The sequence below is a fragment of the Streptomyces sp. NPDC057638 genome (assembly GCF_042800315.1).
In the GTDB taxonomy this organism is placed as follows: Bacteria; Actinomycetota; Actinomycetes; order Streptomycetales; family Streptomycetaceae; genus Streptomyces.
Genome location: NZ_JBHVHF010000407.1, coordinates 1 through 5,740, shown reverse-complemented (window position 1 = coordinate 5,740; position 5,740 = coordinate 1). Strand labels below are relative to the sequence as shown.

6 protein-coding genes are annotated in these 5,740 nt (G+C 69.5%); 4 read left to right on the top strand and 2 right to left on the bottom strand.

Annotated elements, in window-relative coordinates:
• The first annotated feature begins 141 nt into the window (after positions 1-141).
• Together ACFVIM_RS32045 and ACFVIM_RS32040 are read left to right on the top strand one after the other, a co-directional pair.
• Complete coding sequence (locus ACFVIM_RS32045; protein WP_384308946.1) at positions 142-555, top strand: anti-sigma regulatory factor; 414 nt, start codon at positions 142-144, stop codon at positions 553-555.
• The gene (locus tag ACFVIM_RS32040; protein WP_384308943.1) at positions 552-1,592 is read left to right on the top strand and encodes an RNA polymerase sigma factor SigF; all 1,041 of its coding nucleotides are present in this window, start codon (positions 552-554) and stop codon (positions 1,590-1,592) included. Before ACFVIM_RS32045 ends, ACFVIM_RS32040 begins: the two co-directional genes overlap by 4 nt.
• A gap of 82 nt (positions 1,593-1,674) precedes the next feature.
• Here the strand turns inward: ACFVIM_RS32040 and ACFVIM_RS32035 are convergent, their stop codons facing one another.
• Positions 1,675-2,091: a hypothetical protein gene (locus ACFVIM_RS32035; RefSeq protein WP_384308940.1), complete on the bottom strand. Its 417-nt coding sequence runs from the start codon at positions 2,089-2,091 to the stop codon at positions 1,675-1,677.
• 86 nt (positions 2,092-2,177) lie between these two features.
• Between ACFVIM_RS32035 and ACFVIM_RS32030 the strand changes: the two genes are divergently transcribed.
• Together ACFVIM_RS32030 and ACFVIM_RS32025 are read left to right on the top strand one after the other, a co-directional pair.
• A complete protein-coding gene (locus ACFVIM_RS32030) occupies positions 2,178-3,146 on the top strand; it encodes a diacylglycerol/lipid kinase family protein (protein WP_384308937.1) in 969 nt (322 codons plus the stop codon).
• Positions 3,147-3,465: 319 nt separating this feature from the next.
• Positions 3,466-3,723: a WhiB family transcriptional regulator gene (locus ACFVIM_RS32025; protein WP_003953983.1), complete on the top strand. Its 258-nt coding sequence runs from the start codon at positions 3,466-3,468 to the stop codon at positions 3,721-3,723.
• 178 nt (positions 3,724-3,901) lie between these two features.
• Here ACFVIM_RS32025 and ACFVIM_RS32020 read toward each other — a convergent pair whose 3' ends face one another.
• On the bottom strand, positions 3,902-5,374 hold the full coding sequence (locus ACFVIM_RS32020) for a PAS domain-containing sensor histidine kinase (RefSeq protein WP_384308949.1): 1,473 nt from the start codon (positions 5,372-5,374) through the stop codon (positions 3,902-3,904).
• Between the last annotated feature and the right edge of the window lie 366 nt (positions 5,375-5,740).

Below are 5,740 nucleotides of genomic sequence, written 5' to 3'. Positions count from 1 at the left end.
GTGGGGGGGGGCGGGGGTACCCCCCACCTGGGTGCGTCTTCGGCGCGGGGGGCTTTTACCGCCGGGGCCCCGCCGGCGCCGCCACGGCCCCGGGATCGCCCCCGGGGCCCCGAAAGAGCATGTGTCACCTTGGAGGTGAGGGTGTCCCAGATCGCAGGCGAGCCCGAAACTCAGGACTTCGTGGAAGTCCGGCTGCCCGCTGCGGGTGCCTACCTGTCCGTGCTGCGTACGGCCACGGCCGGTCTAGCGGCGCGTTTGGACTTCACCCTCGACGAGATCGAGGATCTGCGGATCGCGGTCGACGAGGCGTGCGCGATCCTGCTCCAGCAGGCGGTGCCCGGCTCCGTACTGAGCTGCGTCTTCCGGCTCATCGACGACTCGCTGGAGGTCACGGTCTCAGCCCCGACCACCGACGGCCGGGCCCCGGAGCGCGACACCTTCGCCTGGACGGTGCTCTCCGCACTGGCCGGGAAGGTGGACTCCTCGGTCGCCCCCGACCGTACGGTCTCCATCAGCCTGTACAAACAGCGCGGCGCGGGACCCGGACCGGCGTGAGAAGCGGGGACGGCCCGGTGTGGAACGACCCACCGGCGGTGCGGGACTTCCCGGAGCAGCAGGCCCGGCCGCACCCGGTGGACGGACTCGACGGCCAGACGGCCGCGGCGGAGCAGGCGCAGGCTGGGGGTACCCCCCAGGCGAAGCCCCGGGGGAAGGCGGCCGGAATGAGCGAGCGTACCGAGCAGGAGCACGAGCGCGAACAGCGGCAAGAACAGCCGCGGGAACAGCGGCAGGAACAACGCCAGGAACACGAGGGACAGCAGCACGGGCACGGCGGTCCCCCTGACCGCAGCGGCGCACGGGCGATGTTCATCGCGCTCCGCGAGCTGCCCGACGGCTCCCCGGAGCGCGCGGAACTGCGCAACCAGCTCGTCCGGATGCACCTGCCGCTGGTCGAGCACCTGGCCCGCCGCTTCCGCAATCGCGGCGAACCGCTGGATGACCTGACCCAGGTCGCCACCATCGGCCTGATCAAGTCGGTGGACCGCTTCGACCCGGAGCGTGGCGTCGAGTTCTCGACGTACGCGACGCCGACCGTGGTCGGCGAGATCAAGCGCCACTTCCGGGACAAGGGGTGGGCGGTGCGCGTCCCGCGCCGTCTCCAGGAACTGCGGCTGGCCCTGACGACGGCGACGGCCGAGCTCTCCCAGCAGCACGGCCGCTCACCGACCGTGCATGAACTGGCGGAGCGGCTGGGGATCTCCGAGGAGGAGGTCCTGGAGGGCCTGGAGTCGGCCAACGCCTACTCCACACTCTCCCTCGACGTCCCGGACACCGACGACGAGTCCCCCGCCGTCGCCGACACCCTGGGCGCCGAGGACGAGGCGCTGGAAGGCGTCGAGTACCGGGAGTCCCTCAAGCCGCTGCTGGAGGGCCTGCCCCCGCGGGAGAAGCGGATCCTGCTGCTGCGCTTCTTCGGCAATATGACCCAGTCGCAGATCGCCCAGGAGGTCGGCATCTCCCAGATGCACGTCTCCCGGCTGCTGGCCCGCACCCTGGCCCAGCTCCGCGAGAAGCTGCTGGTCGAGGAGTGACCCGCCGGGCGCGGCGGTCCGGCCCCGCCGCCTCCGCGCCCGCCCCTCCTCACCTGCCCGCCGCGGGACCGGTCACGAGCGGTCAGGCGTCGCGTGTACCGGGCCCGCGGATGTCGAGCGCCTGGGTGGTCGCCGGGTGCACGACCAGCACCAGACCGGTCACGGCGACGATGGCGATCAGGATGCCGAACGGGATCAGCCCGCCCGTGGAGCGCAGCAGCGTCCAGGCCGGGATCAGGGCCATGAGATGGGTGATGAGCGCGGGACCCCGGCTCCAGCTCCGGCGCTTGAGCAGCCCGGCGGCCGCCGCGAGCGGCAGGGCGCCGAGTGCGATCAATGTCACTCCGCCCATCTCCGCCTGGGTCGGGCTCTCCGGGCGGCCGAGCAGGCCCATCACCAGCATGTAGAGGCCGTAGCCCACCAGTGCCAAGCCCTCCAGACCGGACACCGCCGCGGCGGCGGTCAGGCGGGTGGGGCGGGGGCTCTGGTCGTCACTCACCCCAGCAGGGTAGCCCGGTCCGCGCGGGCCCCGGGGGCGGACCCGGGGCTGTGCCCGCTGACCGCCGAGTAGGTACGCTGCACGGCATGCGCGCTCTCCTCGTGGTCAACCCGGCAGCAACCACCACCAGTGCGCGTACCCGTGACGTCCTGATCCACGCCCTGGCCAGCGAGATGAAGCTGGAGGCCGTCACCACCGAGTACCGGGGCCACGCCCGCGATCTGGCGCGCCGGGCCGCCGAGTCCCGGGACATCGACCTGGTGGTCGCCCTCGGCGGCGACGGCACCGTCAACGAGGTCGTCAACGGTCTGCTCCACCAGGGCCCCGACCCCGAGCGCCTGCCCCGCCTCGCCGTCGTCCCCGGCGGCTCCACCAATGTCTTCGCCCGCGCGCTGGGTCTGCCGAACGACGCCGTCGAGGCGACCGGCGCCATTCTGGACGCGCTCGCGGAACAGAGCGAGCGGACCATCGGACTGGGGTACGCGACGGGCACACCGGGCACCGAGGACGAGGCCGTTCCGGGCCGCTGGTTCACTTTCTGCGCGGGCCTGGGATTCGACGCGAGCGTCATCGGCCGGGTCGAGCGGCAGCGTGAGCGCGGAAAGCGTTCCACGCACGCGCTCTATGTCCGCCAGGTCATGCGGCAGTTTCTCGATGATCCCCATCGCCGCTTCGGAACGATCTCCCTGGAGCGGTCCGGCGCCGAACCGGTCGACGATCTCGCGCTCTCCATAATCTGCAACACCTCGCCCTGGACCTATCTCGGTAACCGGGCGATCTACGCGGCGCCCCACGCCTCCTTCGACAGCGGCCTCGACGTGCTGGGACTGGCCCGTCTCTCCACTCCCGCGATCACCCGGTACGCCACACAGCTGCTCACCTCCAGCCCCGAGCGGGGACCTCGCGGTAAGCACGCGGTCACTCTCCACGACCTTGATGAGTTCACCTTGAATTCAAAGGTTCCGCTGCCTTTCCAGATGGACGGCGACCACCTCGGACTCCGCACCAGCGTGACGTTCACAGGCGTACGCCATGCACTGCGTGTGATTGTGTGAGTAGAAGAGCCAAAGGGCCTTTATCTCGAACGTACGGACTGCACTCCACCCCATAGAAGTACGGCTGTGACCTAGTCGACACCGAGGAATCAAAAAAAAGTTTCCGGAAGGGGTTGTATCCGTCGCCGAGGTTTGCGAGTCTCTTCATGGCGATCGGGACGGCCCGCGACATCGGCCCCCACAGACCGCCAGAACCCCTCCTCGAAGCTCAGGACAACGCCAGCATGCTGGGCGGTTGACCCTTCCCTTGCGGGGGGATTCGTGAAAGCGTTCACATTCACAAGCAACTTGCATGTCATACCAAGGAGAGGTAGCAGCCATGGACTGGCGTCACAACGCCGTTTGCCGCGAGGAAGACCCCGAGCTCTTCTTCCCCATCGGCAACACCGGTCCTGCGCTGCTGCAGATCGAGGAAGCCAAGGCCGTCTGCCGCCGCTGCCCCGTCATGGAGCAGTGCCTGCAGTGGGCGCTCGAGTCCGGCCAGGACTCCGGCGTCTGGGGTGGCCTCAGCGAGGACGAGCGCCGCGCGATGAAGCGCCGCGCCGCTCGCAACCGGGCGCGTAACGCGAGCGCCTGATCGCCACCGCACCAGCCTGAGCCTCCGGCGGCGCGTACAGCGAGTACGCACTCACCGCCCACGAGTCGCAGCGCGCAGCAGTACCACCCACAGCATTCGAGCCCCGGATCGTCCCTGACGATCCGGGGCTCGCTGCTGTGTCCACTCCCCCGCCGGTCACGCTCCGCTCATACCGGGATCACTTCTGGGCGCTGACGGGGATGTCCAGCACCACACGGGTGCCACGGCCCGGCGGCGGTACCGGCAGCATGTCGAAGGAGCCGCCCATCTCGCCCTCGACCAGGGTGCGGACGATCTGAAGCCCCAGATTGCCCGCCCGGTGGGCGTCGAACCCCTCCGGCAGACCCCGCCCGTCGTCCTGGACGGTGATCAGCAGACGGCTGTCGGCGCGCTGGTCACCCCGGACCGCCGAAACCTCCACCGTGCCCCGCTCACCGGCCGAGAAGGCGTGCTCCAAGGCGTTCTGGAGCACCTCGGTGAGCACCATCGACAGCGGAGTGGCGACCTCGGCGTCAAGGATGCCGAAGCGCCCGGTACGACGGCAGGCGACCTTGCCCGGGGAGATCTCGGCGACCATCGCGATCACCCGGTCGGCGATCTCGTCGAACTGGACCCGCTCATCGAGGTTCTGCGAGAGCGTCTCATGGACGATGGCGATGGAGCCCACCCTCCGTACCGCCTCGCTGAGGGCCTCACGGCCGCGCTCCGAGTCCATCCGCCGCGCCTGGAGGCGCAGCAGCGCGGCGACCGTCTGAAGGTTGTTCTTCACCCGGTGGTGGATCTCCCGGATGGTGGCGTCCTTGGTTATCAACTCGCGCTCACGGCGGCGCAGTTCGGTGACATCCCGCAGCAGTACCAGCGAACCGATCCGGGTCCCCTTGGGCTTCAGCGGGATCGCACGCAACTGGATCACCCCGCCGTTGCCCTCCACCTCGGTCTCCCGGGGCGCGTAACCGCTGGCCATCTTGACCAGGGCCTCGTCGACCGGCCCCCGGGAGGGCGCCAGTTCGGCGGTGACCTGGCCGAGGTGATGGCCGACGAGATCGGAGGCGAGCCCCAGCCGGTGGTAGGCCGAGAGCGCGTTGGGGCTGGCGTACTGCACCACACCGTCGGCGTCGAGCCGGATCAGTCCGTCACCGACCCGGGGCGAGGCATCCATATCGACCTGCTGACCAGGGAACGGGAACGCCCCGGCCGCGATCATCTGGGCCAGGTCGGAGGCGCTCTGGAGATAGGTCAGCTCCAGCCGCGACGGCGTCCGCACGGTCAGCAGATTGGTGTTGCGGGCGATGACGCCGAGAACCCGTCCCTCCCTGCGTACGGGGATGGACTCGACCCGCACCGGCACCTCCTCCCGCCACTCCGGATCGCCCTCGCGCACGATCCTCCCCTCGTCCAGAGCCGCGTCCAGCAGCGGACGGCGACCCCGGGGCACCAGATGGCCGACCATGTCGTCCTGGTACGAGGTGGGGCCGGTGTTGGGCCGCATCTGCGCCACGGACACATAGCGGGTGCCGTCCCGGGTGGGGACCCAGAGCACCAGGTCGGCGAAGGAGAGGTCGGAGAGCAGCTGCCACTCCGAGACCAGCAGATGGAGCCATTCGAGGTCGGATTCCGCCAGATCCGTGTGCTGGCGTACGAGGTCGTTCATGGAGGGCACGCATGCGAGCGTACCCGCGCGGTGAACCGGCGGCGTGCGGCGCCCGTGATGAAGGGTGTGGGCACGAGCGGCCGACGGAGATCCAGGGTCATCCAATCTGATCGGATCCATGGACATCCTCGATTGGTCTAGTCCACAATGAATGGCGTAAAGCTTCTGTCCTCTCCGCACAGGAGGACAGAGCGAGGACTCGACGCTCTCTGCCCTGACTGCGTCGTGGCCTCTCCTACGGCCAGCGGGACCGCACACCCGTCGGCCGGAGCACTCCGGGCTGCGGTGCCAACGGGTTGAGGGTGCCCACTGCCCCGCCGCCCGGCCTCTGTGGTTTTAAAAAAAAAACCAGCCCAACAGCACAAG

Excerpts from the sequence above, each read along its gene's own strand:
- ACFVIM_RS32030 (WP_384308937.1), top strand. The coding sequence starts at position 2,178 with ATGCGCGCTCTCCTCGTGGTCAACCCGGCAGCAACCACCACCAGTGCG.
- ACFVIM_RS32025 (WP_003953983.1), top strand. The coding sequence starts at position 3,466 with ATGGACTGGCGTCACAACGCCGTTTGCCGCGAGGAAGACCCCGAGCTC.
- ACFVIM_RS32020 (WP_384308949.1), bottom strand. The coding sequence starts at position 5,374 with ATGAACGACCTCGTACGCCAGCACACGGATCTGGCGGAATCCGACCTC.